25 protein-coding genes and 4 pseudogenes are annotated in these 26,435 nt (G+C 57.5%); 13 read left to right on the top strand and 16 right to left on the bottom strand.

What is annotated here, in order from left to right; translation table 11 throughout:
• Nucleotides 1-877: branched-chain amino acid ABC transporter substrate-binding protein (locus AWB74_RS39470; RefSeq protein WP_087039465.1), on the top strand; the 877-nt coding region annotated here is incomplete at its 5' end.
• A gap of 377 nt (nt 878-1,254) precedes the next feature.
• Nucleotides 1,255-1,407, top strand: a complete 153-nt coding sequence (locus AWB74_RS46630) for a hypothetical protein (RefSeq protein ID WP_160110367.1) — start codon at nt 1,255-1,257, stop codon at nt 1,405-1,407.
• A 402-nt stretch (nt 1,408-1,809) separates the two neighbouring features.
• Here AWB74_RS46630 and AWB74_RS39460 read toward each other — a convergent pair whose 3' ends face one another.
• The 3 genes and pseudogenes from AWB74_RS39460 to AWB74_RS47795 form a co-directional block, all read right to left on the bottom strand.
• Complete coding sequence (locus AWB74_RS39460) at nt 1,810-2,016, bottom strand: hypothetical protein (RefSeq protein WP_143749433.1); 207 nt, start codon at nt 2,014-2,016, stop codon at nt 1,810-1,812.
• A 278-nt stretch (nt 2,017-2,294) separates the two neighbouring features.
• Nucleotides 2,295-2,486, bottom strand: coding sequence for a hypothetical protein (locus tag AWB74_RS39455; protein ID WP_061151993.1), 192 nt, complete (start codon nt 2,484-2,486; stop codon nt 2,295-2,297).
• A 363-nt stretch (nt 2,487-2,849) separates the two neighbouring features.
• Nucleotides 2,850-3,092, bottom strand: a pseudogene (locus tag AWB74_RS47795) (MFS transporter); the annotation flags it as partial.
• A gap of 343 nt (nt 3,093-3,435) precedes the next feature.
• Between AWB74_RS47795 and AWB74_RS39445 the strand changes: the two are divergent.
• Entirely contained in the window at nt 3,436-3,825 is a 390-nt protein-coding gene (locus AWB74_RS39445) for a response regulator transcription factor (protein WP_061151992.1), read from the top strand.
• A gap of 182 nt (nt 3,826-4,007) precedes the next feature.
• Here AWB74_RS39445 and AWB74_RS39440 read toward each other — a convergent pair whose 3' ends face one another.
• Entirely contained in the window at nt 4,008-5,789 is a 1,782-nt protein-coding gene (locus AWB74_RS39440) for a hybrid sensor histidine kinase/response regulator (RefSeq protein ID WP_061151991.1), read from the bottom strand.
• Between the two features lie 1,069 nt (nt 5,790-6,858).
• Nucleotides 6,859-8,532 (bottom strand): annotated as a pseudogene (locus AWB74_RS39435) (ATP-binding protein).
• Between the two features lie 1,022 nt (nt 8,533-9,554).
• Between AWB74_RS39435 and AWB74_RS39425 the strand changes: the two are divergent.
• Nucleotides 9,555-9,989: a response regulator gene (locus AWB74_RS39425; RefSeq protein WP_061151990.1), complete on the top strand. Its 435-nt coding sequence runs from the start codon at nt 9,555-9,557 to the stop codon at nt 9,987-9,989.
• A gap of 263 nt (nt 9,990-10,252) precedes the next feature.
• Here AWB74_RS39425 and AWB74_RS39420 read toward each other — a convergent pair whose 3' ends face one another.
• The gene (locus tag AWB74_RS39420; RefSeq protein WP_061151989.1) at nt 10,253-11,158 is read right to left on the bottom strand and encodes a LysR family transcriptional regulator; all 906 of its coding nucleotides are present in this window, start codon (nt 11,156-11,158) and stop codon (nt 10,253-10,255) included.
• A 200-nt stretch (nt 11,159-11,358) separates the two neighbouring features.
• Here AWB74_RS39420 and AWB74_RS39415 point away from each other — a divergent pair, with 200 nt between their 5' ends.
• The 4 genes and pseudogenes from AWB74_RS39415 (at nt 11,359) to AWB74_RS39400 (ending at nt 13,671) form a co-directional block, all read left to right on the top strand.
• Nucleotides 11,359-11,817 carry a (R)-mandelonitrile lyase gene (locus tag AWB74_RS39415; RefSeq protein WP_061151988.1) on the top strand — a complete coding sequence of 153 codons (459 nt, stop codon included), beginning with the start codon at nt 11,359-11,361 and terminating at the stop codon, nt 11,815-11,817.
• 10 nt (nt 11,818-11,827) lie between these two features.
• Nucleotides 11,828-12,604 carry a carboxymuconolactone decarboxylase family protein gene (locus AWB74_RS39410; RefSeq protein ID WP_061151987.1) on the top strand — a complete coding sequence of 259 codons (777 nt, stop codon included), beginning with the start codon at nt 11,828-11,830 and terminating at the stop codon, nt 12,602-12,604.
• Between the two features lie 39 nt (nt 12,605-12,643).
• A pseudogene (locus AWB74_RS39405) lies at nt 12,644-13,375 on the top strand (SDR family oxidoreductase); the annotation flags it as partial.
• A gap of 68 nt (nt 13,376-13,443) precedes the next feature.
• Nucleotides 13,444-13,671 (top strand): tautomerase family protein, encoded by a 228-nt coding sequence (locus AWB74_RS39400; protein WP_061151986.1) that lies wholly within the window; start codon nt 13,444-13,446, stop codon nt 13,669-13,671.
• On the opposite strand, the gene AWB74_RS47070 is transcribed toward AWB74_RS39400, so the two are convergent.
• The 5 genes from AWB74_RS47070 to AWB74_RS39390 form a co-directional block, all read right to left on the bottom strand.
• Complete coding sequence (locus AWB74_RS47070) at nt 13,644-13,820, bottom strand: hypothetical protein (protein ID WP_200822100.1); 177 nt, start codon at nt 13,818-13,820, stop codon at nt 13,644-13,646. The genes AWB74_RS39400 and AWB74_RS47070 overlap by 28 nt on opposite strands.
• Entirely contained in the window at nt 13,817-13,984 is a 168-nt protein-coding gene (locus AWB74_RS46625) for a hypothetical protein (protein WP_160110366.1), read from the bottom strand. Before AWB74_RS46625 ends, AWB74_RS47070 begins: the two co-directional genes overlap by 4 nt.
• On the bottom strand, nt 13,981-14,253 hold the full coding sequence (locus AWB74_RS46620) for a hypothetical protein (protein ID WP_160110365.1): 273 nt from the start codon (nt 14,251-14,253) through the stop codon (nt 13,981-13,983). Before AWB74_RS46620 ends, AWB74_RS46625 begins: the two co-directional genes overlap by 4 nt.
• 54 nt (nt 14,254-14,307) lie before the next feature.
• The gene (locus AWB74_RS46615; RefSeq protein ID WP_160110364.1) at nt 14,308-14,544 is read right to left on the bottom strand and encodes a hypothetical protein; all 237 of its coding nucleotides are present in this window, start codon (nt 14,542-14,544) and stop codon (nt 14,308-14,310) included.
• Nucleotides 14,545-15,037: 493 nt separating this feature from the next.
• Nucleotides 15,038-15,541, bottom strand: a complete 504-nt coding sequence (locus AWB74_RS39390) for a hypothetical protein (RefSeq protein WP_061151984.1) — start codon at nt 15,539-15,541, stop codon at nt 15,038-15,040.
• A gap of 921 nt (nt 15,542-16,462) precedes the next feature.
• Between AWB74_RS39390 and AWB74_RS39385 the strand changes: the two genes are divergently transcribed.
• Nucleotides 16,463-16,969 (top strand): PRC-barrel domain-containing protein, encoded by a 507-nt coding sequence (locus tag AWB74_RS39385; RefSeq protein ID WP_061151996.1) that lies wholly within the window; start codon nt 16,463-16,465, stop codon nt 16,967-16,969.
• A 186-nt stretch (nt 16,970-17,155) separates the two neighbouring features.
• Nucleotides 17,156-17,473 (top strand): hypothetical protein, encoded by a 318-nt coding sequence (locus AWB74_RS39380; protein WP_061151983.1) that lies wholly within the window; start codon nt 17,156-17,158, stop codon nt 17,471-17,473.
• A 207-nt stretch (nt 17,474-17,680) separates the two neighbouring features.
• Here the strand turns inward: AWB74_RS39380 and AWB74_RS39375 are convergent, their stop codons facing one another.
• Nucleotides 17,681-18,676: a sensor domain-containing diguanylate cyclase gene (locus AWB74_RS39375; protein WP_061151982.1), complete on the bottom strand. Its 996-nt coding sequence runs from the start codon at nt 18,674-18,676 to the stop codon at nt 17,681-17,683.
• 106 nt (nt 18,677-18,782) lie between these two features.
• Here AWB74_RS39375 and AWB74_RS46020 point away from each other — a divergent pair, with 106 nt between their 5' ends.
• The gene (locus tag AWB74_RS46020; RefSeq protein WP_143749432.1) at nt 18,783-18,971 is read left to right on the top strand and encodes a hypothetical protein; all 189 of its coding nucleotides are present in this window, start codon (nt 18,783-18,785) and stop codon (nt 18,969-18,971) included.
• 677 nt (nt 18,972-19,648) lie between these two features.
• Here the strand turns inward: AWB74_RS46020 and AWB74_RS39370 are convergent.
• Nucleotides 19,649-20,032: a hypothetical protein gene (locus tag AWB74_RS39370; RefSeq protein WP_061151981.1), complete on the bottom strand. Its 384-nt coding sequence runs from the start codon at nt 20,030-20,032 to the stop codon at nt 19,649-19,651.
• A 224-nt stretch (nt 20,033-20,256) separates the two neighbouring features.
• Here AWB74_RS39370 and AWB74_RS39365 point away from each other — a divergent pair, with 224 nt between their 5' ends.
• A complete protein-coding gene (locus AWB74_RS39365; protein WP_061151980.1) occupies nt 20,257-20,694 on the top strand; it encodes an Hsp20/alpha crystallin family protein in 438 nt (145 codons plus the stop codon).
• Between the two features lie 9 nt (nt 20,695-20,703).
• Nucleotides 20,704-21,108: pseudogene (locus AWB74_RS39360) on the top strand (Hsp20/alpha crystallin family protein); the annotation flags it as partial.
• 2,165 nt (nt 21,109-23,273) lie between these two features.
• On the opposite strand, the gene AWB74_RS39355 reads toward AWB74_RS39360, so the two are convergent.
• The 3 genes from AWB74_RS39355 to AWB74_RS39345 form a co-directional block, all read right to left on the bottom strand.
• Nucleotides 23,274-24,011, bottom strand: coding sequence for a DUF3223 domain-containing protein (locus tag AWB74_RS39355; RefSeq protein ID WP_087039459.1), 738 nt, complete (start codon nt 24,009-24,011; stop codon nt 23,274-23,276).
• Nucleotides 24,012-24,648: 637 nt separating this feature from the next.
• Nucleotides 24,649-25,068, bottom strand: a complete 420-nt coding sequence (locus AWB74_RS47790; RefSeq protein ID WP_061151978.1) for an RNA chaperone Hfq — start codon at nt 25,066-25,068, stop codon at nt 24,649-24,651.
• Nucleotides 25,069-25,363: 295 nt separating this feature from the next.
• Nucleotides 25,364-25,648 (bottom strand): hypothetical protein, encoded by a 285-nt coding sequence (locus AWB74_RS39345; RefSeq protein WP_143749431.1) that lies wholly within the window; start codon nt 25,646-25,648, stop codon nt 25,364-25,366.
• Nucleotides 25,649-26,435: the final 787 nt, after the last annotated feature.

The raw sequence follows: 26,435 nt of genomic DNA, 5'->3' as shown, positions 1-26,435 counted from the left end.
GCTGGAAAACTCGACTTCTCCGCCTTCAACTCGCATGCCCGCTGAGAGCCATCACCCACTCCGTTTTCAAAAGAGCCAGATTTACTTCGACAATCGAATCCCTGAAATCTCGCAGAGCTCGACGAACCCCAAATACACTCAGCAGGGCTTCGACACAGCCTTCCGCTTGGTCGCAAACGACGGCCAACTTGGCTCGGTGCTCGGCAAATACGCTGTCCAAAAGTGGAACGCCAAGACTGTAGCGGTCATCGACGACCGCACGGCATACGGGCAGGGCATTGCGGACGAGTTCCTGAAGGCAGCTCAAGCCAATGGCGCAAAGCTCGTATCTCGCCAGTACACGACGGACAAAGCGACTGACTTCCGGGGCGCGTTGACTGCGGTGAAAGGTGAGAATCCGGACGTGCTCTTCTATGGCGGCATGGACGCCCAAGGCGGTCCCATGATTAGGCAAATGCAACAGCTCGGCATGCAGACGAAGTTCATGGGCGGCGACGGCATTTGCAGCGGACAACTGCCCGCTCTAGCGGGGACATCGCTGCAGGGGCGTCAAGTCCTCTGCGCAGAAGCGGGTGGCATTACGCCCGAATACGCGCCAGGAATGGAAGCCTTCAGGAGGCGCTTCAAGGCCAAGTATGGAGATGACGTGGTCATCTACGCACCATACGCCTACGATGCTGTCATGATTTTGGTCGACGCTATGAAGCGCGCCAACTCTTCCGACCCGGCGAAGTATTTGCCCTACCTGCAAAAAACCGACTATAAAGGCGTCATCGGAGAGACGAGGTTTGACCAAAAAGGTGATTTGCAGAGCGCGACTCTGACGCTCTACACCTACAACGACGGAAAGCGCGAGAGCCTTGGCGTACAACGTTGACTTAGTGATTCTCGGCCGCGTCAGAGGAATCAAGCGGTCGTCTTACCAAGTTACAGTGGCGCCATGCACCATCTGCCCGTGGGCCTTCGTCGCATGAGTTAGTCGCGACCGATGCGAAGGTTGGCGCAGTTGCCAAACGTCAACGCGAAGGTGGGGCTAGGACATGCGAACCGACGGTCTTGTGCGCGCGAGTTGGCCGCGGTCTAGCAAAAAGCTAAAGAGAGAAAACGGCGGCCGCTGAACCGTCCAGTTCGGCGAAGCTTCGAACGAAGCGGTACTCCAATATGTGCGAAAGGGCGGCCAAGCGTGCTTTGTCATTCATTGGTACGCTTCGTCGAATGTTGGGGGTCCGAGACCTCAGACACTGGAGAGAAACCATGCTCGAGCCATCCGGAACGGTTGAACTCTTGGTCGTTGAGACCGCGACTGGCGAGGAAGAGGAACTCGTCCTCACGGGAAAGGACTTTTACCCAGAACGCCGGTCGATGCTTGACGATGACGTTCTACCCGATGACGACGACAGCCAATAGGTAGCGTACGCGAGAGCGTTGGGCTTTGACTTCAAGGTCGTCGCCGCACCGCCGAACTAGATTGACATCGAAGTTGACGCAGAAGAAATCCGCATCGAGATAGTTGAGAACGCCTTGGAGTTCGTCGTACCGGAAGATGACGAGGCGAAACGGAAAGCTGAGAGTTCGCCGCTCGGGGTTTGTCTTCAGTCGGTGCGTAGGCAACAAACGGCGGACTGGCGCCGCAGACCCGATGCGCCACGCAATTTTTCGCTTCGTGTGCAGGGAATTTATACCGCGCTACGTGCGGCAGCACGCTAACAGTTATCGGCGGCCTTTCGCAGGAGCGAACTGTAGAACCGCAGCAAACGCCACCAGGCGTCCGCTGCCTGTCGAGTCGCTTCTCCGCAGGAGGCGCGTTCATCAAGGATTGATGAAAGCCAACAATTCGGGCAGCTTCCACTCTTTGAGTCGTTCGTCGAGCAGGTTGTCGAAGACCCGATAATACAGGCTGACGCATGCCCAATTGGCGGAGTCGTAGTATCCGTATTGAGCTTCGACTAAGGCTTCTGCCGCCTGCTCGGCCGATTCGAAGGAGCGCCGCGCCTCCTCTCTGGTGATTGTTTGCATCTGCATTCTCGAAGTTAAGCGTCTGCGTTATAGGGATATCGGCGAACTTCGCAGTCTCCTTTAGCTCTTACCGCTCGATTGATGCGACGTGGCATTGAAGCGAACGGTGCAGCGGCGGCAACTAAATGTCGACGAGGCGCGGGACCGCTTCTGCGACCTCTGGCCCGCTCCCAGACCGGCGAAGTATCAACAAACGAGAATTCAGGGCCGGACGGCGGCCCTGATAGTCGTTCTCACGTCGGCGGTCATCTATTTTCACGCTTCGTCGCGGCCGGCAATCACAGCTTCATGGGGACGTGGGCGGGCGCCGGGTCGGGCGTGTTCTCAAGCACAGTCATGTCGTGAATTACCCCATAGAGTTCGACGAGGGCCTTTTCCTTTTCCACGTCGTGTCCACCGACGACGCGAGCCATCGCTTCGTGAGACAGTTCTTCTTCATGCCGGAGGTCAACTATAGTCAGCGTGCTCATTTCGGTTCACCATTCGAAAGTAGTGTGGGGCAATTACCGGAGGTCTGGGCGAGCGGTTCAGCTCCGCTCGCTAATCCATAGACACGTTCTGTGCCAGTCGAGGCCATGGCATCCCTCGTGGACGCAACGTGATGATTTTGAAGGGAAGACGCGAGATACTCTTCCAAGAACGTCGACCCACGGCGGCCCTTTGTTGGACTTCGACCAACAGACGGCATAACATCCGTTGGCGCCATCCAGACGGGCTCGCTGCGACGGCTCCAGCCTTTTCTCGCCGACTGTCTCGCTCCTGTTCGTCGCGCTGTGTTTGGGCGGCGCGTGCATCCCGCTGCGCCCGGCGTCGCCGGAATCGGCGGCGTATGGGTTAGTGGCCGCGACGCTTGCTGCGGCGCGACCGCCAGAGAAGAAGCGGGGCGGAATTGACCAAAACCACGGATACAGCATTGCTCGCAGTACAACGCGCTCGCGCTTCAGTTTGCCCGGCACCCAGAGCAGCAGGAGAGCTCCCAACGCCGACGAATTCATGTTGAGAAGACCATTGACCGTCGGCGAGACGCCGTAGCTCTTCACCAGCGACGGCATCCGGTAGGTCACGCCATAAAGAGCCCACCATTTCTTCGCAGGGGAGAAAGTATGGCTGTTTGCTGCGACCTACATACTGACGTGAACGAACCACGGTGACAGCGACCCGCTTCCTCTGTAAGGAATCTTGCCAGCTCGAAAGAATGGCACCTCTATCAAATGCAGCGGCAAATAGTGCTGCGAAGGACTAACTTTGTGTCGCGTGCTTTAATCTGTGTCCTTCCAATGAACACATTGGCTACGCCACGACGTCGGAAGGGCGCCCGACGTCGTCCAACAAGGCCCGAAAAAAGCGTTTTTCGGGCATCTTTCGGGGCATGAGCCTTGCGTTTAGGGAAGAAAATCGCACTCTTCTCTAAATCGAATCATGCCTGGAAACCCTTCAAATCCCGGTGATGAAATCGTCGTCCTTTTGATCGATGACGAGTCAGACATCTGTACCGTTTGGTCGCTGCTCCTTGGAATGGAAGGGATGAGTGTCGTGACAGCTTGCGACGGGAAGGAAGGGTTGTTGAAAGCAATGTCCCACCGGCCGCACGTGGTCATCTGCGACTACATGATGCCCGGTATGAACGGACTGGAAGTTTGCGCCGCTATTCGACGAGATGAAAAGCTCCGGGATGCCGCAATCGTGCTGTGGTCAGCAGCTCGCGAAATTGACGCCAAAGGTCTCGCAGATTTGGTCGTTCAGAAACCTGTAGATACTGATACGTTCATCGAGCATATTCGCTGGGCAGCTTTACAACGGCGCGGGTAGTGCCGAACAATCTCGGCACCGGGAACGCGAGCCGCTGCAGGACGCTACCGCATTGCGAATCGGCGCAAGTGGATTTCTCAGTCCATGTCCTAGTAGGTTGAGGAACCCGTTCATGCCAACGACGATTACAGCTTGCCGACCGATTGGACGCGACGCGGGCTCAGGTTTTGGGGCAGGAAGCGTCACCTACCGTCAGCAAGTCCTCGCTCGGGCCGCTCGGCGTTTAACACATATTTCAGGTCCTCCAGGGCCGGGGGCTTGGTAAGGTAACAGTCGAATGCTCCGGTTTCGCGCTCGGTCGGCGCAGCGTCCCCGGTAAGGGCCACGAGTCGAATCTTCGAACACTTCGGATGCTGCCTAAGCAGACCTGCGAGCGTCGGACCATCCATGCACGGCATGTGAACGTCAAGCAATGCCACGTCCGGTGTGAAAGTGTCGACGATAGTCAGCGCCTCGGGGCCGCTTTGTGCGCGCCGCACTTCATGTCCATCAAGCGCGAGCAGCATCGACAGCGCCTCCGTCGCATCGCAGCTATCGTCAACCAGCAAGATTCGAGCGGGCGGAATGCCGTGAGTGGTTAGGGCGGCATGCCCGATGCCGTTCTTGCAGACGATGGGCAATCGCATTGTGACGCAGGTTCCTTTACCTTCACCATCGCTCATGACTGTCACGGTGCCATGATGCGCCTGAACGAGATACTTCACGACCGAAAGGCCTAAGCCCAGTCCTCCGTCAGCGTGCGTCCCCAGGTAGGGCGATTGCGAGTAGAGCTCAAACACCCGCGGCAACAGGTCTGGTGAGATGCCGATGCCAGTGTCGGTCACCGAGATGACGGCATCGCTCCTAGAGTGCTCGTCGCCGGCCATCGCGCCTAGGTCGGGCGCCTCGAGGAGCAAGGTAATTTCACCGCCTGGGGGTGTATATTTCACCGCATTCGACAGTACGTTGCAGATAATCTGCGTCAGCCGAACCGAATCGGCGTATACCGCCACTGGGTAAGGCGGCAATGTTGCACGCAAATGATGTCGACGCCTCCTCGCATCTTCGCCGACGGCGGCCATTGCGTCCTTGATGATGTCGCCAATCAAACAGTACTCGAGGTTTACGCAGAGCTTGCCATGCCGGACGCGCGATGCATCGAGCAGGTCGGCCACGAGACGTTTAATCTGCTGGACCTGGCGATGCGCGAGCGCGAGAGCGGAAAGCACGGCGGGATTTTCGGCAGCGAGCTTCTTTGCCGCCTCCAGCGCCGTATCGATGGGCGCTAACGGACAACGTAACTCATGAGCCAATGTCGCAATGAAGTTGTCCTTGTTCTCTTCTACCTGCACCAGCGATTGTCTAGCCGCTTCGGCTTCCGCGGCGCGCGCTTCGGCGTCGGCTTTGGCATCCGCGACATTCAGTGCCGCAAATGCGAAGTCGGCTAGGCTCGTCAGGATACGGCGATGCTCGCTGTCAAACTGCACGGCGGCGTCATGAGAAATGACCCAAAGGGCCCCCCGCGGACCGGGGGTGCCGGGAACCGCTACAACAAGTTCTTCGGTTATGTCGGGCTCGATGACCGAAAGGCACGGGAACTGCCTCTTTGGAAAAGCGATGAGCTGAGGCGCGCCCAGCCGAAGCGCGATGCCGGCGGGGCTTTCGTCGGTCGGGATGACGTGGCCCACGAGGTGAGCGCAGCGGCCGGAGACGGCAATCCAGCGAAGAATATCCGGCTGACCTGGCCGGCTCTCGCGAAGGCTAATTCCGGCGCTGCCAGCGCAACAGAGGGCAAGCGCAGTGTCGGCCAACGTCTGAAGCATCGCGCCGTGAGATGTAGTAAATGCTTTAGCCAACGCATGCAGTGCCGCGCTCTCAGCGGCGTAGTCGGAGGAGCGTCGGCAGCGGGCGTCAAGTTGCGAAGTGATAATTGAGCCCGCGCGCTGAATGCGCTCCACCATGGAAAATTCGGACGGCCCCTGCATGTTTAGCTCTTGGCAGGCTGAAAGCAGTATGGGTGCCCTTATTCTAGGCGTTGCGCCGTCATTGTGAAGGCCGAGGCGGCATGAAATATTGGCCCAGTTCGGCCCGCCGCCTACCCATCAGGCGTATAACGCCGCACCTCCTGCACGTTTCCGGCAATTCGAAGGACGTAGATTCGCGCCCCGTGCTTGAGCACCGAATACGCGCCTCATCCCTCGAGCGCATCAGTGCCCAGCGCTGTCAACCCTCGTCATCGAAACACCTGGCCGTCGCAAGCTGAGCGTCTTGTCGCCATGCGTTTCCGTTTCACGTGCGCACCCGGGTGCGGTGAGCGCTACGCAATTGAGCGTCGTAGACGACCAACGTGTTACGCAACGCTTGATATTCCGCTCCGACTGCTTTCCACTTGGCATTCCAGGCTACGTCCGGTCGAGCCTTAGAAGCGCACCACGAGCATTTCGCACGGCCCGAGCTGCGCAATGTCCCTCCAGCCTGCAGAGAGCTGCATAGTCGGCGCAGATGGGCAAGTCGTCCAAAACAAAAAATTCGCCAACCAACATATATCTGGTCCCGAGAAGCGACTATAGCGGGATGTCCGCATAGCCGGTGAACTGCGACTGCGTCCGTCCGCCGCGAACCCGTCAGCCGACGATGCTTTGAGCGCTTCGGAATGCAAACCTCATAGTCACCCGTCCGATGAGACAGCGCCGGGTTTCTTGTAGCAACGTAACCGCATTGGGTGACAGGCGACGCGCATTCAGTCAGCCGGAACGATGAGTCGAGGTGAACAAAATCGTCACCAGCATCGCCACAGATTCGAGCGGTGTTGGCGTCCTCCTACCACCCGGTGACATTCATGGACACCGGGGACAAGGGGTTGCCTCCCTGCGCTGCGTCACGCCCGGCGAACGCTAGTTATGGGTGATGTTGATACCAGGCACGGGCTGGCGGTTCCTACAGACGCAGTAGCATATCGGTCTCGATGTTGCCCTGCTTCGTCGATTAGGATGCCTTCGCATCTGCACCCTTCAAAACGGAATGGAGCCGAAACGTTTATGCGGGACTCCATCTTCACTTCCGAGAGTCGAGCGCGAGGCGAACCGCAGCGGCGAGCTTATCCAGGCTGTACGGTTTTGCTAACAGCGTCACACCTTCGTCCAGTCTGCCCTCATGGACGATGACATCGCGCGTGCAACCGGACGCGAATACAATCGCCGCCCGATGTGGAGGAGCGCTGGCAATGGCGGCCAGTTCGCTGCTTCGTACCTTCCTGGCATCGCGACATCTGTGAACAGTAAGTCGATGCGCGCGTCTTGCTGCAAGACCGCGAGCGCGGAATCACCGTCGTGTGCCGAAAGAACCTTGTAACCAAGTTGCGCCAGCATGTCGATTGCAGCAAGGCGTACCTCCGAATCATCTTCGGCAACCAGAATCGTCTCTCCGCCATAAAGTGCATGGGGATTTGAAGCCCGTTCATCGGCGCTTTCTTCTCCGTCGCACGCCGGGAAGCAGAGCGAGATGGTGGTTCCCTGCCCAGCTCAGTTCGGACGTCGAAGAATCCCGCGCTCTGTGTGACAAAGCCGAAGACCATACTGAGTCCCAGTCCGGTTCCATGCCCTTCGGGCTTTGTCGAATAAAACGGCTCAAACATACGTGCGCGAACCGCTTCCGACATGCCTTTACCGTTGTCGGTGACCGCAAGTCTGACGTACTCACCGGAGGGCAGGGTTGCACCGCTCGGCAGTCTATCTTTGCCAGTGAAATAGCGTACGTCTACCTGTATTCTCCCGGTCTCGTCGATGGCATCGCGAGAATTGATAACCCGGTTGAGCAGCGCGTTCTCAAGTTGGTTTCGGTCGACATCGACGTTATGGACGTCTGGCGCGACAGAAACAGCGAGTACTATCGATTCGGGAAGCGCCCGTAACATTAGCTCGGACATTGAGTCCAAGCTTCTTCGGATTGAGGCCCTCGGATTAAGCGGCTGCCTGCGCGCAAACGCAAGCATTTGCGATGCGAGCTTGCTTCCGCGGCTTATGGCGGATGACATTGCGCGGAAGCGGGCGTCGAGATTCGAGTTCTCGCCGGTCACGCGCCGGATGAGCTCCACATTCGACGAAAGTATTTGCAGCACATTGTTGAAGTCGTGTGCGACTCCGCCAGTCATGTTTCCAATTGCTTCGAGCTTTTGCACTTGGCGAAACCGTTCTTCAGCGGCAACACGTGCCGTGACGGCCTCAGCAACTCGCTCTTCCAACGTTTGGGTAAGCCGTAGCAGCTTCTCTTCTACGCTCCGCCTTTCTTGTTCAGCGAGCACCTTCTCGGTGGTTTCAATAACGATTGCAATGACGCCTGCGGGCCGACCGTCATCCTCCGTGACCGGAGAGTAGCGCAAGTCCATCCATACCTGCTCCGGTCTCCCACTGCGCAGGAGGATGAGTTCCTTGTCTTTATACGATAGCGTCCCGCCAGCGAGGCAGGTATCGACGACGTTTCGGTTGAAGTCTGCAACCTCCGGCCATCCTTCTTCAACGGGTTGGCCAAGCAGGAAAGGATGACGCCCGCCCGCGAATGCGGCACAGGGGGCGTTGTAAATCATAGTTCCGGGCTTGCCCCACAGCATCACAAGCGGCAGAGAGGCGATGCGAGCATGAACCTAACTGCCGATTGGAGGCTAAGCGACCAGCGTTCTATTGGACCTAAGGCCGTGTCGGTCCAGTCGAAAGCAGCAATGCGCTCCGCCATCTCGCCTGCCCATCCATTGCAGCAATGGGACTCTGCGGGCCTTTTTTCGGGCCCATTGCTCGTTATGTGTTCGTCGGTCGGCTTGTTGAGTTTTCGTCTATCGCGCGTTCGAGGGGGACGCGACGCTACAGTAAAACATAGATGGCGATACCGCAAATGCTTGCCTCAAAGAGGGGCCGGTCAACGCAGGCCGGCTTTTCGCCACCAGAATTCGTTGTCGAAAGTAGGGTTCACCCGCGTGGCTAGCCGGGTAGAGTCCAAGTTCGCTTAAGGGCATCAAATCTCTCCTCAGAATGGACGGTCCGCAGCAGTGGCGTCGGCTGCAAGTCGTGACGGTAGCGGCCGCGAACACTCGTCTTGCCAGCCCTTGTTGCGTAGAATGCGGCGATACTCGCACAGGCCGCTTGGAACGTTCAATGGCCGCTGAATCGTTGGTTCTTTCAAGGGGCGCGAAACGCGTACGCGTTACGGCACGAATCATTTGACGCCTCCTTGTGCTTTAATCGGCACGAACCGACGGGTCGACAAGAATGTCCACAATCGTCCGACCGCCCACCATTTTGCTCATCGATGACGAACGTAACACCCGCGGCGGCAGGTCTCTGGTCTCCGGTTTCTTAGTCGGATGGTTGCAACCTCTGCTGCCGACGGTAACGATGGCTTGTTGTAGGCAATCGCGCAGCCGCCGGACTTAATAATTACCGATTTCGTGATGCCGGGAATCGATGGGTTGGAAGTCTGCCGGCGAGTCCGTGCGGACGAGCGCCTTCAGAACGTCCGGCTCCTTCTTTGGTCCGCAGCGCGAGGAATCGACGCTAAAGGGCTAGTGGACCGGTCGTCGAGAAGCCAGTTCAGGTTGATGTCATGCTGCGCCATGTGCATATATTGGTGCGGCAAACTGACCGGGAGTAAGTTCGGCCGAAGCCAGGCGCCGGCGGCGGGCAGGCGGGGCCGGTTTCGTTGAGAGCCGGACTCCTTACGGCACGGGCGTTGCTGCAAATTTGGGATACCGAGTGTGCATCATGGCAACCGTCCTCTTGCTCGATGATAATGAAATGAATCTCTCGAGCTTGCAGTTCGCGCTTGAACTTGCGGGGCATCGCGTCCTGGCTGCCGAGGATGGTCGCAAGGGATTGCAATTGCTTGCAGCGAATTGTGCCCATGTAATCGTCACCGATTGGCAAATGCCTGTGATGGATGGGGTAGAGTTTTGCGTCAATCTCCGCGGCCGCGTCATATTCTGCCGCGCGCCCGTCATTCTGCTGTCCGCCAACCCCGAACCTGAGAATCTGAATCGACCTTGGACCATCTACTTTCGGAAGCCGGTTCAGCTTCCGACGCTGCTAGAGGCTGTGGAATCGTTTGCGATGCACCGACCATTCAGACAGGGCGCGGAAGGTGGTGGAGAACGACTTACCTCACGCTGGGCAGGCATGAACCCTAGATGCTGGCCATGATTGCACAGGTGTCAGACCGATTCATTCTGCAAATTGCAGCGCGCGGGCTACGACGACATTGCCACCAACGAATTTGTCGTCAAGCCGAAGGGATTTCCCCCGGAGATTGTTGACGGTCAAGGGTGCGGCTCTATATCGCCAAATCTGCCCGCTGGCTTGAGCTGGACTCGACCGCGCAAGCATTGTAATGCGCGACCTGCACGCGGAATTCATCGTGGGTGCCTGAGGCTTCCGCTCTTCGGCATCAACAGAACTCTGAGGCTTTATGCACGCCTGGTCTGTGGATAGCGCAGCGCATCGACCAGTAAGGCGAACGCCGGTGTTGGCTGACGCCGACTAGGATAGTAAAGGTGATAGCCCGAGAATGGTTCACACCAGTCTGCCAGCACTCGGATTAAGCGACCATCTGCAAGATATGGTTTCATCTGTCCCTCAGTCAGGTACGCGAGCCCACGCCCGTCGAGTGCTGCTTGCAAAAGAAGACGGCTGCTGTTGAACACGAGTTGTCCGTCTACCCTTACGTTCAACTTCCGGCCTTTTTTCTCCAACTCCCACACGTAGAGTCCGCCGTGGCTGGAAACGCGCAGATTCACGCAGCTATGCGCGGTTAAGTCCTGTGGCGTTCGCGGCGGCTTTCGCTTGGAAAAGTATTCGGGCGAGCCAGCAATCGCCATACGCATTGGTGGTCCGATACGAACCGCAATCATGTCCTTCGCGATAGTCTCGCCCGGACGCACACCCGCATCGAAACGTTCTTTCACGATGTCTGTCGCGCCGTAGTCAATCATGACCTCGACCTTGATGTCGGGATACTCATCGACCAGTTTGGAAATCGCTGGCCAGAGCACCGACTCGGCGGCGTACTCCGTCGCGGTGAGCCGAACGACGCCGGAAGGTTTGTCGCGCAACTCGCTCAGCACCATGAGTTCACGCTGAATCTCTTCGATTCGCGGCGCAACAGTGGCTAACAGGCGCTCGCCGGCGTCAGTCGGAGCGACGCTTCGCGTCGTGCGAGTGAGCAGGCGCAGGCCAAGTTGGGCCTCCAACCCGCGAATTGTTTGACTGAGGGCAGGCTGAGATACACCCAGTTTCTTCGCGGCCCGAGTGAAATTTCTCTCTTCCGCGACGACGACGAAGGCTGCCAGGTCGTTCAGATTTTCGCCAGCCATTTAGAGGCTCCGCTTATAGGTTCAATCGCATTTTAATGGCTAGTGTCTGAATGTGCGGCCGCATAAAGTGTTTGGAAGAATTCGACCTCTCAGATTGCTCGATGCTAGTCAAGCCAGTGCTGGCTTCGTTATCGATTCGACTCGCACCCGGCGGTTGAGCTGGCGCTCGAACCGCGCCATTCATACATCGTGAGGAATTTATGAGAAGCGCTCTGGCAGCGGCGGCCGTTACTGCTGCAACGATTGGCCCTGCGTCGGCCGACACCATCGAAATCCGGCATAACGGCGAGACGCCTGCCGTCATAGGCGCGCCGAACAATTTCACGGGACACGCGGTCATCAGCCCCATGTACCCGCCCAACGATTTCACCCGCACAAACGTCGGACTTGTGGACTTCGCGCCAGGCGCCCGAACGACCTGGCATACCCACCCGGCAGGTCAGATGCTGATTGTCACAGCGGGCAGGGGTTGGATACAGGAAGAAGGCAAAGAACGCCGCGTCATCGAACCGGGAGATGTGGTCTGGATTCCCGTAGGCGTCAAGCATTGGCATGGCGCGACGAACAAAACGTCGATGAGTCACATCGCGCTCACCTATATGAAAAGCGAGCAGAACGTGGATTGGCTGGAGCCCGTTTCTGACGAGCAATACCGTTAAAGGGGACTATATGAAAACTACGGCAGCTATCGCTCTCGCTCTGTCGCTGGGCGCTAGTGACGCGAATGCAAACATTCGGGCGCAACGCGGTCCGCTCTCTGAAGCTGACATTAAATCCGTCTCGCCTGCGCTTGAACACTACGCAAGCTCAAAGCTCGTCAATGATGTCTGGAAGCGCCCAGGCTTGTCTCCCCGCGACCGCAGCGTCGTCACGGTCGCCGGCGTGATTGCCCGCAACCAAACCGTTTTGATGGCGGAGCAGTTTGCTCTCGCGCTCGACAACGGCGTCAGGCCGAGTGAGCTGTCTGAAATAATCACCCACCTCGCGTTCTACGCCGGCTGGGGCAACGCAATTGCAGCTACTGTCATTGCGAAGGAAGTGTTTGCCGCACGAAGCATCGGAGAAGACCAACTCCCTCAAGCGTCGGTTGCTTTGCTTCCACTCGATGAGAAAGCCGAAGCGGCACGCGCGACAAGCGTAGAGAGCATTGCCGGGCCTACATCGCCGGACTTTGTACGTGATACGACGGACGTTCTTTTCCGAGACCTCTGGTTGCGGCCTGGTCTGGCGTCACGCGACCGCAGCTTGGTCACGGTCAGTGCGTTGATTGCAAACGGTCAAGTTCAACAGATTCCGTTTCACCTTAACAAGGCAATGGACAACGGGCTGACGCGTGAGCAGGCATCGGAAGTCGTCAGTCACCTTGCCTACTACGCGGGCTGGCCGAATGCATTCTCTGCCGTCCCGGTGGTCCGCTCCGTCTTCGAGCAACGTGCATCGAAGTAGTACTCATACTTTTACTTCGCCTCTGTTGAATTTGAATTTATGTCGCAAGGTGTACAGAACAAAGTGGTCGTTATCACCGGCGCGAGCAGCGGACTTGGTGCTGAAACCGCGCGCCATCTGTCGGCCGCCGGTGCGAATGTAGTGCTCGGCGCTCGCCGCGTAGAACGCCTGGAAACTCTGGCAAAGGAACTGAACCTCCACGACCAGTCCATCATGAAGACCGACGTGACCGACCGAAGTCAGGTGTCGGCGCTCGTCGACCGGGCTGTGAAGTTGCACGGTCGAATCGACGTTTTGCTCAACGACGCCGGTCTGATGCCGAGTTCGATGCTCGACAAGCTCAAGGTCGATGAATGGGACCGGATGAATGACGTCAACATCAAGGGCGTTCTGTACGGAATCGCCGCCGCTTTGCCGCACATGCAGTCGCAGAAGTCCGGTCAGATTATCAACGTCTCGTCGGTCGCTGGCCACAAGGTCGGACCCGGTGGCTCCGTGTACGCGGGCACCAAATGGGCGGTACGGGCGATTTCTGAAGGGATGCGTCAAGAGGTCAAGCCTTGGAACATCCGTACGACCATCGTCTCACCTGGCGCTGTCGCAACGGGGCTCATCGACACCATCACCGACGAGGATATAGCCGCCGGTATGGCGAAGACACACGAGCAAGCGATTCCAGCAAGCTCCTTCGCTCGTGTGGTGGAATTTGCTATTAGTCAGCCGGAAGACATCGACATCAACGAAGTGCTGTTCAGGCCGACCAGCCAAGCAATTGACGTCGCAACGATTCGTGACGAGCCGTTCTCGCTTTTCTCTCACTTAACGATGGAGTTATCGCTATGCCTCACGTCATCGTCAAAGCTTGGCCAGGAAAAACGCAGAAACAGAAACAGCAACTCACTGACGCCATTGCGCAAAGCGTGATGGACATCTTCGGGTATGGCGAGGAGGCAGTATCCGTGGCCATTGAGGAAGTTCCTTCAAACAGGTGGAAGGATGCGGTATACGTTCCTGACATCCAAGCTCATCCTGAGAGGCTCTACAAGAAGCCCGGATACTCAATGTAGGAGCCACGCTGCGGCAGGGACTGCCCTGCCTTCAGCGTGGTGTCAATAGGGCCGGGATTTCCAACTACAAACGTATCAAACGCATTCGTCTGAAGCGAACGGTCGCAAAGCAACAAAGGAAACGGTCGATTCTCGAAGATGCTCTTCATAAGGATAGCGCCTGGAATGCTGGCAGGTCTTTGGTGACGACATGCACATGCAACACGTAGTCCGGGTCACCGAACAGGCGCTCGGCAATGATAATTTCCTGCACGTGGGGCAACCGCGCCTCGAACACCTGAACGCTCTTTGCATTCGCCTCCTTCAGCGTCACGAAGACAATGCGGAGAAATCCAGGCCGACCGTCGTCGCCTCGATTTCGGCCCGGTTGAGGGACGAAGCAAGGCGGAAGAATCCTAATACATACAAAAAGGTACCGACAGAAGCGACCATCCGTCGCATACCGGCCTGCCCGTCCAGCGCGAAATTACAGAGATAGCTCGGCCGGCGTTTCCTAACGCGTCGTCGGGCTTTGCGCCCTGCGGCCGCTGCGAGTGTCGCAACGGCGTCAAACTCACCTGCTAGTCTGATTGCAATCCCCATTCTCACTTCTGAGGAACGGGCATCGGTTCGCTGACCGACTATAGAAGGAGTTCATCAATGTCGACGTGTTTCGCTGTACTCCATCAGGAAGGCGACCAAAGCTTGCAGTCTTCCGAACACGATATATTGCAGGCGATTGCCGATGAAGCGAGCCTCCAGTTTGAGCCCGGCTTCGCAGGACGAAGCTACCTCGAAGTTCCGTGGAACGATGATGTGAAGCACGCCGTGGAAGCGCGGTTGGAGCAGAATCAAATGTCCTTCAGCGTGTTGACTCGCATTGCGTACTAGCATCTAGTCGTCATAGTTCGTCGACTGGTGGTTTTGTCGTCGTCTCAGGCTAAGGTGCGGGGGAGCCGGCATAAATGGGCGTCAATTCGAGCGTCGCCGCGCCGCAAGTGCGATGCGGCGCGCATGAGGCTGCCTTCTAATTCCACGGCCTCCGAAGTCCACGGCCTCCGAAGGCCGCAACAGGTGGACGACATCGTTCAGTGTCATTTCTCCGCGAATGGGTTAATAGACTGCCCGTTATTACGGTCCTGACACGTTCAAGCATGGGCGTTTTTTCAAGCAGCGGACCTAGCTTCCAACGTCCGCATAACGTTTTGTTCCAACGCCTGCAGCCCCGGCGTCTCCGCTGAAATTCGATTTGAACGCAGTGGCAAGCTGTATGAGGCCAGAGACAGTACGGGGCAACACATTTTCCCACGCAATGGAGGGGCGTCGACCCGATGCGGCTCCAGTTGCTCACAAGGTGTCGCGCGGTCTTTGATTCCATTGGGCAGGCCTAGGGTAGACGGTAGCTGCCCGTCTTCTTTCCGACGTAATGGTATGAACCTTTTTCGGCCGGCAGTTCCTGCACTACCTGCCATTCGAATTGACCTTCGATGCCTTTATATTTACCGGTCCCCGAGCTCAGTGTGCCTTTTCCCGACGTGGAGCCCTTAGGGTGGGTAAAAGCTTCGACGAACTTGTCGCCATCTTTATCCGAATACACACAGTACCTGCTTCCAGCGCCGGCGGAAAACCCTGATTCTACGCAGTGCGCGGTGACGTTGTGCATGAGGGGCGTCTTGTTGTTGGTCGTCATCAAGAGAGTCGACTCGTAAAAGTAAACAACATCATCACCGGTGACTCCAATTTCTCTTACGTCACTCCCAGCGGCGGTGTAGGTTGCCTCTATCGTTCCTTGCTTTGGGAGGGACTGCGCCCCGCCGGGTGTCGTCGTCAGAGAGGATAGTAAGACTGCGAAGAAAGCCCCGGCGGTTTTCGCGAGAATGAGATTCTTCATTTCTGATTACCTGGATTTGCGGTGGCCCCGTCGAAATGATTCGCTATGCCGCTGGTCGTTTTGTTGTGATGTAATCCTGCGTGCGGGTTACGGAAAGCACTCAGTAAGTAATGGAAACGTTATAGGACGTCCTAAACCAGATTTCCAGTGTTTCGCAATGGGCCGCCAATGGCGGTCTATTTCGATGTTTGCGAGTCTGGCTTGGTAAGCTTTTGTCCTGATTCACACTTCGCGCAGACCGCCCGTGAGTTGGGCCAAACGTGATTCTTCAATCATGTGTTGGCATATTCAGTTCCGCCCTACGTTCTCCTCTGAATTGACGCGCACCGGGCGGCGAGCGACGACGAGCCCCAATGTAGTCGGAAGCAGACACGCATCCGGCGCCGCGACTGAAACGCAGCCAACGAAGAGAGCGCTCGCTTCCGCGGAGCTTGCTGCCTGAAATCATGAGTCCGGCGGGCGCAGACGAACGGCGGCGGGAAGCGTGCTCGCGACCGTGAGTCGCTGAAACAATGAGGAACTTGGCCTTTGGGCGATGTCAACGAGTGCGTCGCTTGGGAGAGACGGCCGCTTCCATAGCGTTGCGGCCGTCTGCGACGCCGGGATGTGCGCAGGTGGCCTGAGCCCGCCCAGCGCGCGAGTCACAAGTCAATCAGCCCTGCGCCATGGGCACCGTGCAGCGCATGCCGCGCCTGAGCCGAAGTTGTGCCAAGGCATTCGCAATATACCGATACAGTGTCCTAGACATTGGTGACAAGGTCCGAGACGCTTTCGCGCTTCGTCTAGTGGGCGTGAGGTGCGGCACAGCTATTGCGGGGCAGGCTACGTCTCTGCGTCGCTCGCCCGCCCGGCGCAGAGGCGCAGGTAACAGCCCTCTGGCGAAAAGGGAATGAGCGGGTCACTTACTGGGAGACGACTATTATGACAACAGGGGATTTGACCGGCTCGGGAACTGGGCAGGGTGCAAAGATTGTGGGCAGCGGTGTAGGCGAAGGCCCTGGGCCTGACGTAATGGCGGCGTCCACACTCGATAGCACCACAGTTATTACGTCAGATGGCGAGGATGTGGGGAAGATTAAAGACATCATGCTAGATGTGCGTAGTGGACGTGTCGCCTACGCCGTCCTTTCGAGCGGAGGCTTCCTCGGCATGGGTGACACCCTGAGGGCGGTTCCTTGGAATGCCCTAACGCTCGACACGGACCAGAAAGTGTTCAGGGTCGACATAAGTGCGGACCGCATTAAGAGCGAGCCCGGCTTCGATAAGGACCACTGGCCGTCAATGGGTGACGTTAGCTGGGGAACCTCTATGCATCAGTATTACAACCGCCAGCCCTATTGGTTGACCGCATCCGAACCGCTGACCGAAAGCGCCGACCCGCTGACGGGAACGAACCCGGTTACGGGCAGCCGGGACCCGCTTCTGTAATTGCGGTCGAAGGAAGCCGGGCGGCTTTCTCGTGGAACCCGCCCGGTCCGCGGTGTTGATTCCGCTCCTTGCGGCGGGTGGGCGACGAGGGAAAACGCCCGGCCCATCGTAGTCTTCGATGCGCTTCCCGGCGTGGACAGTCCTGCCGGTGGAAGAGTCCGAGCTGTAAACTGCTACGGAGGCAACATGCTTGAACTGTCGGGCAACGCCGAGCTTTTAGTCGTTGATTCGGAGACCCAAGAAGAAGAGCAACTCGCGTTGACGGAGAAAGACTTCCAACAGGAAAGGCGTCCTTTGGTCGACAACGATGTTCTGCGGGAAGACGAAGAAGGCGAATTCGTCGCCTACGCGACCGCGTTGGGCTACGACTTTCGAGTGGTCGCTACGCCGCCCAACCGAATCGACATCGAGTACAACCCCGAGGAAATCCGAGTCGAGATTCTTGAAAACAACTTTGAGTTCATTGAGCCGGCCGACGACGAGAACGAACTCGAAGACTTATGAGGTCCCACGCAAGCCCGGAAGCCGGACTCCTGGGCGTCCTCGCCGACCAGCACCTTCAGATGGCCCGCTTCGCAAGGTCTCGATGGCTGGACTGTTGCTCGGGGCGCTCCAAACCGCGCGCACCGGAAGCGTCGAGTCGACAACCAACGGTGCGCTGACCGCCGTTCCACGCGACGCCGTCCAGCTCGGTCTTGCTTACCCCGCGCTCTAGGTCGAAGCTTGACTGCCGTCACGCTCCACGACTTCATCAATCTCTACGCGGCTTCGACCACGCCGCTTGGCCACATACAACGAACGGTCCGCCCGTGAAAGCAAATCGTCTCGGTTCTCTCCACTCGTTGCACGGGCGACACCGGCCGAGAATGTGATGCTGATGCAAACGTGTGCCGGCAGGCGCGACGAGACGGGCGGGATTGAGAGCAGTAGTTCGTCAAGAGCGGTCTTTGCAGTGCTGCAGTTTTCGCCTTGGAAAATAATTAGAAATTCTTCCCCGCCGAGACGGCCGACGAGCGTTTTATTGGGGAGAGTTGCAATGCAATGCTGCGAAAAATGGCGAAGGGCGATGTCGCCGGTCTCATGCCCGAAGGTGTCATTGATTGACTTGAAGTGGTCAAGGTCAACCAATGCAATGCAAACATCAGGGCCTCCGCTAGACTGAGCTCGCAAGAGCGCATCTAATCGAGCGAGCGTGAAGCGACGATTCGGTACCCCGGTGAGCTCGTCGAGCCCGCTGAGCAGCAGCGCCTGGTCGCGCTCGAGCGAAAGCCTCTTCTCCGTTCTTTTTAGCGACGTGATGTCGGAACCCACCAAGACAATCCAGCCGTCGGGGAACAATGTCTCAGTGCACCAAAACCAGCGGTCATCAACAAAGTCGATTGGAAAGGCCCGCTGCCTTGGCGACTCAACTTCGCCCCGTCGGCGGGTTTGAGCGTCTGCAATGAAGGCAATAGGGTCGTCCGAACCGATACGCAATGCGTTCCCGCCGCGCGCTGCGTTGAGAATGATGTCGGAGAAAGTGACGGATTGTCCGATAGCAACCCCGAAAGCTTCACGGAATGCCGTGTTCGCAAAGCGCAGGTGGTCGTGGTCATCATAGATGCCAACAAAGGCGCTGCCCGCCGCGAACGCTCGCAACAACGTGGACGCGAGACAAGGGATGTTCGTGTCGGCACGTATGTCTGCGACTGCGGGTCTTGGGCGCATTGCGAAGACTCATCTGGAAAAGAATGTATTTGGACCGCACATCTCGCCCACGTTAGCAATTTGTATGCCGCATCTTTCCGCGCAGAGGCGCATGGCGGAACGCTGAATGTTCGCGCTGCAAGTCATGCATCGACAAGCCTTTGTACAAGCGCGCCTCGTCCGAAGTGCACCAAGCTTCTTTGCCTTTCCTATTACTCTCGCTGTTCGGCGGAAAAACAAAAAGAACGAAAACGAGTTGCCGTGTGCACCTCATATCGGCCTTTATACGGAAGATTTTTCAAACTCTGACGCCTGACCGACGGTCGCTTGCGCTTTGCGTTTGCTTCGGGCGAGCTGCAGGAGGACGTCATCCCGGCTGAAACCTAGTGGAGTGGTATGCTGCTTTCTACGAGAACCCCGAGGCGTTCGGCGACCGTCATTACGGAGGCCCGGTCCTCGGACGCAGCGTGAAGGCGGTCACTCGGCGGCACTCATCGAATTCGCGAGGCGCTCGCGCCGTGGACGGGAGCCGCAACACTTCATGCTGCGGCCCCAACACGATGTGAGAACAACTTGCCCGGGCCGAAGCCGGGCTCGCGCCCAAACATGGGCTTGTCCCTTTAAAGATAGAACGCAGTTATCCGACTGACTTGTCGGCACTGTCACGCGCTTAACGACATTATCTCCTGTTCACCTTCGCTAAGAGTTCCCTCCCAAAAAGTTTGCCAATGTTTCCTCGCGCTTGCGAGCCTCGCAGTCACTTCGTCGACTACACGCCGAGACTTGAATGACTCTGGACTGACTGAGCCATCGATTCTCCGCCACGCCTTGGTTCCGGCCTATTGTCGTTTGCGCGACGTAGATTAGGCAGTCGCACAACTGACCGTCGCGATGTGACTGCTTTTGACGAAATCGAATTTAGTAACCACGACGAGTGGCGTCAATAAATGCTCACGAATAGTCGGCGCGCCCGTCCATAACTGCCGTTATATGTCACTGTATTGGCGGCGTTGCGCCGAACTTTTCCGCCAGCATCCTCTCGTAGACTCCAAAGTGCAAATCAACTTCCTCCTGCGCTACGGACTGCACAAAGATGTTCACCTTCTCGGGTGGCAATCCCATGACCGTTGCCACTGCTGCCTCCAGTTGCGGCGCACAGATACGGTCCTCGGGTAACGTTGACCCGACCGTGATGTCGTAGGTGTTTTCTTGGCGGAAGACGATGTCTACAATCCGCGCCCGCGCACTCATGTTGTTGTCAACGGCGAGCCGCGTCATTTCGGCGAGTTGGTGCATTACCTCGGTCGGGAAGCCTTTAGCCGAGCGAAGCCGAATGCGATGCTTGCCAAGCGTGCGCCAGTCAGTATCGAATTCCACGATGTTCCTCCGAGTAGTTCGAGTGCGCAGAAAGTATGAGCCAGGCGCGTGTTTTTCAAGAGTCAAAAAAACTCACGGAATGGGCCTTGAAACGCCTTAGCGAACTCCTATATCCGCGTTGCATAGCAGTCGCGCACGCGCTGCGTGCTTATATTTAATTGGTCGCGGGCACGAGGGCCTGCCGGAATTGCAGTGCCCCGTCATGCCGCGAGAGGAGAGCGAAAATGAGTGATGCAACTGCACCGGACCTCTTCAGTGAACTGGACCGTTTGCAGCGCCACATGTCCAGCCTGTTCGGCGGGTTTCCCACAAGCCTTCGTTCGACGCGTGTCGGAACGTTTCCGCAAATCAACGTAGGGTCGACTGAAGACTCAGTTGAAATCGTCGCGTTCGCGCCAGGCCTTGACACGAACAAGTTGGACGTATCCGTCGACAAAGGATTACTCACTATTGCGGGCGAACGGGCGACGGGCTATGAGCCGCCGCAGGAGGGTGCTCGACAGTACGCCCAGGAGCGCTTTTCTGGGACGTTCCGCCGCGTTATCGAACTCCCTCAACAAGCCGACCCGGACAAGGTCCAGGCGAAGTATGTCGACGGATGTCTCCTCATCTCAGTCGAGAAGCGCGAGACGTCCAAACCACGTTCGGTTACTGTTCAATGAGGTCACGTCATGAGCGACAACACACAAATCACCGAACGCGACGAGAGCGGCGTGACTCGCCAAAACGCTGCGGACGCACGCCGGCGCCAGACATTGACGCCCGCCGTTGACATTATCGAAGATGGCCACTGGGTGACCCTGCGGGCCGACCTACCAGGTGTCTCGAGAGACAAGCTGGAAGTGAAGGTTCACGACGGCAGCCTGACCATCGATGCTGAATCAGTGGTCCAGGTGTCGGCGAACCTGCAGCTTGCTTACACCGAAGTGCGCGCGCCTTATTTCTCCCGCACCTTCACGGTCAGCGAGGACTTCGATAAGTCGAAAGTTGAAGCCTCGTTAAAGGACGGCGTGCTGACGCTCACGATTCCAAGACGTGAAGAAGCGAAGCCGCGACGGATTGAGGTGTCGGCAGGCCGGCGGCGAGGCGAATGCTTTGCCGCCGGCGCCAGTAGGAGAAACGCTTGTAGGACGGAAGCGACACCCGCTTATAGAGAAATCCGTTTTGTAGAGGTCCGGTTACAATAAAATTGCTCTGCCGGGCAATTCCAATCTTACCGTTCCTCCAACGAAAGCCACCATGAAAAACGTGTTCAAGACTACTCTCGCTGCGCTTCTGATTACCGCCTTCGCAATTCCGGTCGCAGCAACTGCGAAGACGCATCACCACAAGAAACATCATCAGCATCACACTGTGAAGCCGCACGCTTAAGCCGGAGACAGTCGCGAAAGATACCGAAGCTTGCATCTTGAACGCCCCTGTGGGACAGCATCCCTGGCAGGGGTTTCCAGGCTCGCTTTATCTGGGCTGAGATTGAATATCGGCGCGCAACTACGTGCTTATAGTGTCGGTCCGTCTGCACACCTCTTGCTCGGTGACCCGTCGGAGGCATTCACCGATTCGCCCCGCAAGACGACCATCCCCGGCCGAGCGCCGACTGCGCCACGGAAAGCCACTTATCAACCGATGGGCGCACTCAAGCACGGATTGAACCCGCAGAAACAGCGCCACATTGGATTTTAAGCTCTCTTTCTGGCTAAATGGAACAGGCTGCGATTGCGTCGTGTCGACGGTGTCACCGAACCTGCCATGCAGTCGCTTAGATTCGGCGATTTAACCCGGGCTTGATATGCGTCTCTGCAGGTCGCGGTGACGATTTGACGCGCATGTCTCCACGTGTGACATCGCGGGGGCGACAACTTTGAGGAATGCGCGCGAACCGATTTCGTTCTCGCCGCTTTCAACGCTTGTTGAGAGAGCCGCAATCAAGGCTTGTAGCTTTAATCCTCCCCCTACCTACCTTTGAGCAATGCCGATTCTCTAGCGACGCGCTGACGGAATTCCAGGCACGTCTTAGCTTTTCGCACGCCCATCGGGCGTTAGACGAACACCGTTCCCGTGCAATCAGCGGTTCCGGTTCTTCTGCGATGTGGTGAATGGAGCAAATGACGGTATCGCCTTGTCTGTCTTCATCCCATGCACCGGAATTCGGCCGAGACTCAGACAAGTCCGAGACGTTGAGCGAGCACAACCGATTATCGTAAGTGTGCGGTTGACGGCATTCAAGCGTGACCATCTGTTCTTCGACGGATATTTCAGAAAGGGCGGGTCGCCCGACCGGCTTTTATCGTTCCTGCGCTGTTTGTGCGCCTCTGCTGTACTGCAATGATTGACGGTCCCGGTAGCGAGCCGTCCAGCCGCCAGACGATTGCCTGAGTGTCGGCGCGTTCTCCGCCGTGAGGGCGCCCACAAGACGAGTCAGGCTTGACGGCCAACACTGTGAGCGTTGGGCGCTGTCACCGGGCAACGCGCACAACGGTCGTCGTCGGTCAGGCTGCTTCAGCGGAGCGCATGAAGCCGCAGGAAAGGGTCGCCTGCGAGCGCCAAAGCCCTCGCTCCACGGTCTGGAGCCGCCGGCTGTCGCGGTAGGCGAGGGCACACCAGAACTTCAACGCGAGGCATCGAAAGACACAGCGTCTTTGTAAAATCGTCGGCCGCGCGCACCCGCGCCGTCAGGTCGAGCAGCCGATAAGACCGAAGTTTGTCCGAAGGACCGTTGGGCATCCTCTCATGCTCTGTCCGTTTTCTCACGTGTTTGTCGTCGCCTTGCTGCAATGCAAAATTTTCGCTAGTTTCGGCGGTTGTGGCGTTTAACGCCGCTTGGGGCGTGAACTGGGAGCGCCATCTGCTCGATGCCGAGTCGCAGCGACGCTGCTGAACAGATGGGAGCGAAACGGTCGCTCGGAGCGGTCGATACAACAGACGAAAGACTTTCTTCGTGAGGGCGGTTTTCGTTCAAGTGTTACGTTGGCGGGTCTCGAGATACGTCAGACGAGTTCGTCGATGGAGTAGAAATCGAATGCCTCACTTTCGGAGATGGCGCACGAATTTCGCGCCCGAGCCCAAGTGGTGTAATTTGGAAGCCGATGGAATGGGCTTCAGTTCGTCCTGCGCTTCAGCCTGCCGAAGAGTCGAGCCACTCAACAATCGAGGCGCATCGATTGGTGCGAATCAAACCGCATCAATTGACTGCCAGTGACATAAGTGCAGGCACAGCTCAGCGCGAGCGCAAATCAGCTTATTAGAGTGGAATCGGCCGCCGGATTTTCGGGTCCCGTCGACCAGTCGCCACCACGTGATTCGGACCCTTGGCGACCACTCTCAACTTGGCGACGGCGTTGTGATACCGAGCAAACGCTTGGGCGATGGCAGAGTCTGTGAAGGCGGCGGCCTGTCCGTTCTCCAATGCTGAAATGCTCGCCTCCGGGGCGCCGTGCGACCAGCCGCGCAGTGCCCGGAAGCTGACGACAATCTGAGCGAATGACATACCGACGTGGTCCAAACGCGCCTCCTCGAATGTGAGCAGGTTGCCGGTTAGCTCGCACGGAACGCGTCGTAAATCGTCTCCGTACAGTTCAATGGCTCTTTTCTGTGCCTCCAGCAGAATTGGCTGCACGGCGGTCCAGCATGCGCACGCGAACTGCTGGGCGTCGCTCTTAGGCTGCGCCCGCACAGCAACGACGTAGCTGAAATCCACGGCATCGCCGTGCGTGTGTACGACCCAGAAAGTCGCCGTCGAGCCGACGTGGGGCGCATAACGGCGCCGTTCGAAGTGGTCGATACCGGTTCCCGCTTTAGCCGGTCCAGCGGTAATAGCGAGGTCATAGCGCTCAATCAATGCCGCCAGGTCGTCATGGTCCTGTGCGTCGTCCACCACTTCGTTGTCCGCATATCGCTTGAGCATCAGTTCGAAGTGAGCAAGGGACGCTCTATGCGAAGGCCAGCTTCGCCCGTTGGACAGCTGCACTGCTATTGTCATGCCGAACTCCGTCCGTAAGATGCATACTGATTCTTTATCACGGCAGAGACTCGAAACGACGTTCCACGTCGGATACTCGAATCTGGCTCAAGTATGCGCGACGGGACCGGCGATTTGCGAGCTGCCACGCAATCAACAAGGTCTCCGGCCCTGGCGTGCGTCAGGCAAAGTGCGTAGGAGTGCGCTGCTGGGCCAATTCGATTGCGGCATTTCATAAAGAAATTACCCTCCAAAAGCCTCGGTGAGACTGCGCGCGGCATGGCAGTTGACCGAGTCGGTCCCCGCCGAGTTTTCGAGTGCACTGAACTCGTGCATAGCGCCTGTCGGGCTTCGAATGTTGCCGGAGACGGATGTTCACCGACTGCGCATCTAAGGGCCGGGTCAGTCCGCGCCGCTTCCTTCATCGCGTGTTCAACCGTGACAGGGTCGTCAGCGCGAGGCAGCACCAGCGCTTCTCGGAGAGCCGGCCGAAGCCTGTGAGCCGAGTGCCCCGCGTGTCCATGACATGAGTGGGCGGCAATATCTGGCCAAAGCGAAAGCTCATGCCAAAGGCGAAGAGACTTCTGCGGGGAGTAGTACGCCCAGGGGTCGCTTTCTGCGACCGTGCGAGATGAAGACGCGGCGCCGTGCGTGATATTCAAAACGCCGCGCGTCTTGGTCGGTCCGTTGGAACCCGAACCGCCTTCATGGGAAGCGCATGCTGCTCGATGACTGTCGAAACGGCGTTCTTGCACACAATTTGAGTTCCTGAAGGTGACTGTACTGCGAGGACGTACTTGTCGAATGAGGCGATGACGCCGCTTAGTTTGATGCCGTTGACAAGAAAAATCCACGCTGGGGTTTGGTTTGCGACCAGCGTATTCAGGAAGTCGGACTGGACATCAACATCGGCTTGCATAACGATGGTCCATTGTTGCAGACGGCGTCTTCGGGGACGGCCTTGCTCCAAGACTTCAGCGAGCCCGTCGAGACGGAATTTGTCAGTGCTGAAATAGAATCTAACGAGCTGGCGCCGGGCGTCAATAATCCTGCTGAAATATGTGACGACGCCTTGCATAAGCGCGCTTCTATGTCACAGTAGCGACGTGCCCGGAGTTCGAACTTCAGCGCGATTAGAACGCCGTTTTCTTGTCTTTATTAAGGTAGTCGCAGTCGCGTCTAAACTCACTTGACGTAGGAGTGTTAGATACGCCTGACTGGCGATGGGGGTGTATTGACTCTCCAGAGTCAATACACTGAGTTATCCGCAGTTCAAATGGCGGCATTGCACCCGTCGAGAAGCCGATTCTTCAATCTCCATGCGACTGGAAGATAGCGGAGGGGGAGGAATAGCGCACCTTGCCTGGGTGCCGTCAATGATGCGATTCGCATTGGTGAATCGCTGCATCCAGACAGTCCAGAGCCGCCAGAAGCCGCCGCTCCATGGCCCGCGAACGGACGACTGCGAGATGGCTGTGCAGCATCGGGTCGAACCCGAGCTGATGTTCTGCGATGTCAGCAAGCCGCACGATATCTTCTTGCAACCGGCGCACGGAAAATTGGCCTTCCGCCGATGCACGTTGCCTCAAAACCGCACTGCGGCCGCGCAAGTCATATGCAAACATAGCCGCCTCCCTTCGCGCGAGGTGGATGGTCATGCGTATCGCCATGTCATGACGTACTTTAGCTCCGCGCTTCTTTGGAAGCAAAGCGCAGCAATACGCACCATCTAATAAATTGGCAGATGCAGTAAGCAAGAGCTGGCAGAAGAGCACGCACGAGAGCTTATTGGTGGACAAACATTGGGCATGAAAACCTATGTCTAAATATTGATTCGAACGCAGTAGCGCACGTCAGTTTCGATACGCCGTAACACGCAAAAGCCATTGATGATGCCGGAGACCTGAAGTGCCCGATACACAAACGGCTGGAGTAATCTGAAGGAAGCGTTCTTCGCGCCTGCGAACTACCCGGGCGTCAGCAATCGGCGGCTGCATCTCGCGACGCACGAAACAGAGGGAGTTGGGTGAGGCTGCTGGTGGACTGCTCAGTCTATGGAGGACTCGCTCTGCTCAGGTTGCAGAGAGCGGTTCATTTTCGAATTCAAGTGGCGGCGAGGACGCTTTATTGAGAGTGCCGCCTACGGCGGGCGACGCGCATATTCACGTCTACGACGATAGATTGCCATCTCAACATGAGCGACACGATTCCCTGCCGCGCGACGATTATGACTATCGGACTGCGTGAGAGACGCTCTGCAATAAAGCTTGCAGGTCATCGATGTTGAAGGGGCATTTGTATGTCCGACAGGATGAGGTCGAAGGTCGCGCCGTCATGCTCGCAGACTCGTTCCCGACCGGGGAGGATTGTAAGCGTCGCGTGAGGGCCGTTGAGAATTCTCTGGACAAGCGCCAAAGAACGCGGCAGGCGCATCGTGCCGCTGTC

Origin of the sequence: Caballeronia arvi, from assembly GCF_001544695.2 — a bacterium.
Taxonomy (GTDB): domain Bacteria; phylum Pseudomonadota; class Gammaproteobacteria; order Burkholderiales; family Burkholderiaceae; genus Caballeronia; species Caballeronia arvi.
Note: the sequence above shows the minus strand (reverse complement) of the source record. Positions and strands in the feature narration are given on the sequence as shown.

What these genes read in the sequence shown, in the direction of transcription:
- AWB74_RS46630 (WP_160110367.1), top strand. Translation starts at nt 1,255, where the DNA reads ATGCTCGAGCCATCCGGAACGGTTGAACTCTTGGTCGTTGAGACCGCG.
- AWB74_RS39460 (WP_143749433.1), bottom strand. Translation starts at nt 2,016, where the DNA reads ATGCAAACAATCACCAGAGAGGAGGCGCGGCGCTCCTTCGAATCGGCC.
- AWB74_RS39455 (WP_061151993.1), bottom strand. Translation starts at nt 2,486, where the DNA reads ATGAGCACGCTGACTATAGTTGACCTCCGGCATGAAGAAGAACTGTCT.
- AWB74_RS39445 (WP_061151992.1), top strand. Translation starts at nt 3,436, where the DNA reads ATGCCTGGAAACCCTTCAAATCCCGGTGATGAAATCGTCGTCCTTTTG.
- AWB74_RS39440 (WP_061151991.1), bottom strand. Translation starts at nt 5,789, where the DNA reads ATGCAGGGGCCGTCCGAATTTTCCATGGTGGAGCGCATTCAGCGCGCG.
- AWB74_RS39425 (WP_061151990.1), top strand. Translation starts at nt 9,555, where the DNA reads ATGGCAACCGTCCTCTTGCTCGATGATAATGAAATGAATCTCTCGAGC.
- AWB74_RS39420 (WP_061151989.1), bottom strand. Translation starts at nt 11,158, where the DNA reads ATGGCTGGCGAAAATCTGAACGACCTGGCAGCCTTCGTCGTCGTCGCG.
- AWB74_RS39415 (WP_061151988.1), top strand. Translation starts at nt 11,359, where the DNA reads ATGAGAAGCGCTCTGGCAGCGGCGGCCGTTACTGCTGCAACGATTGGC.
- AWB74_RS39410 (WP_061151987.1), top strand. Translation starts at nt 11,828, where the DNA reads ATGAAAACTACGGCAGCTATCGCTCTCGCTCTGTCGCTGGGCGCTAGT.
- AWB74_RS39400 (WP_061151986.1), top strand. Translation starts at nt 13,444, where the DNA reads ATGCCTCACGTCATCGTCAAAGCTTGGCCAGGAAAAACGCAGAAACAG.
- AWB74_RS47070 (WP_200822100.1), bottom strand. Translation starts at nt 13,820, where the DNA reads ATGAAGAGCATCTTCGAGAATCGACCGTTTCCTTTGTTGCTTTGCGAC.
- AWB74_RS46620 (WP_160110365.1), bottom strand. Translation starts at nt 14,253, where the DNA reads ATGGGGATTGCAATCAGACTAGCAGGTGAGTTTGACGCCGTTGCGACA.
- AWB74_RS46615 (WP_160110364.1), bottom strand. Translation starts at nt 14,544, where the DNA reads ATGCTAGTACGCAATGCGAGTCAACACGCTGAAGGACATTTGATTCTG.
- AWB74_RS39390 (WP_061151984.1), bottom strand. Translation starts at nt 15,541, where the DNA reads ATGAAGAATCTCATTCTCGCGAAAACCGCCGGGGCTTTCTTCGCAGTC.
- AWB74_RS39385 (WP_061151996.1), top strand. Translation starts at nt 16,463, where the DNA reads ATGACAACAGGGGATTTGACCGGCTCGGGAACTGGGCAGGGTGCAAAG.
- AWB74_RS39380 (WP_061151983.1), top strand. Translation starts at nt 17,156, where the DNA reads ATGCTTGAACTGTCGGGCAACGCCGAGCTTTTAGTCGTTGATTCGGAG.
- AWB74_RS39375 (WP_061151982.1), bottom strand. Translation starts at nt 18,676, where the DNA reads ATGCGCCCAAGACCCGCAGTCGCAGACATACGTGCCGACACGAACATC.
- AWB74_RS46020 (WP_143749432.1), top strand. Translation starts at nt 18,783, where the DNA reads ATGTTCGCGCTGCAAGTCATGCATCGACAAGCCTTTGTACAAGCGCGC.
- AWB74_RS39365 (WP_061151980.1), top strand. Translation starts at nt 20,257, where the DNA reads ATGAGTGATGCAACTGCACCGGACCTCTTCAGTGAACTGGACCGTTTG.
- AWB74_RS39355 (WP_087039459.1), bottom strand. Translation starts at nt 24,011, where the DNA reads ATGACAATAGCAGTGCAGCTGTCCAACGGGCGAAGCTGGCCTTCGCAT.
- AWB74_RS47790 (WP_061151978.1), bottom strand. Translation starts at nt 25,068, where the DNA reads ATGCAAGGCGTCGTCACATATTTCAGCAGGATTATTGACGCCCGGCGC.
- AWB74_RS39345 (WP_143749431.1), bottom strand. Translation starts at nt 25,648, where the DNA reads ATGACCATCCACCTCGCGCGAAGGGAGGCGGCTATGTTTGCATATGAC.